Origin of the sequence: Chryseobacterium sp. SIMBA_029, assembly GCF_046535275.1 — a bacterium.
Classification (GTDB): Bacteria; Bacteroidota; Bacteroidia; order Flavobacteriales; family Weeksellaceae; genus Chryseobacterium.
This window is the reverse complement of record NZ_JAWRXA010000468.1, coordinates 1-262: the sequence shown is the minus strand read 5'-3', so window position 1 is coordinate 262 and position 262 is coordinate 1. Positions and strand designations below refer to the sequence as shown.

The following is a 262-nucleotide window of genomic DNA, read 5'->3' as shown; positions in this document are numbered from 1 at the left end:
TAGCAACGTCAAATGCTAGAACTCCACCTGCAGAATACCCAATCAATGTGTAAGGGCCCTCTGGCTGATATTCTTTGATGATGTTTACGTATTGCTTGATCCGATATTCGGACTTAATGAAGTTAAAACTGTAAACCGAATATCTTTCCAAATGTTCTGCCAGCCCCATATATGCTATTCCCAACGAAGCAGCTGGAGGGAAACAGAATAATTTCTTATTGCTGACATCGGAACTCGTAAGCTGTATACAATCCTCCGTATA

1 protein-coding gene is annotated in these 262 nt (G+C 40.8%); it reads right to left on the bottom strand.

What is annotated here, in order from left to right; translation table 11 throughout:
• Positions 1-262, bottom strand: a 262-nt coding sequence (locus SB679_RS24855; RefSeq protein ID WP_410704964.1) for a thioesterase domain-containing protein, incomplete at both ends; no start/stop codon positions are given.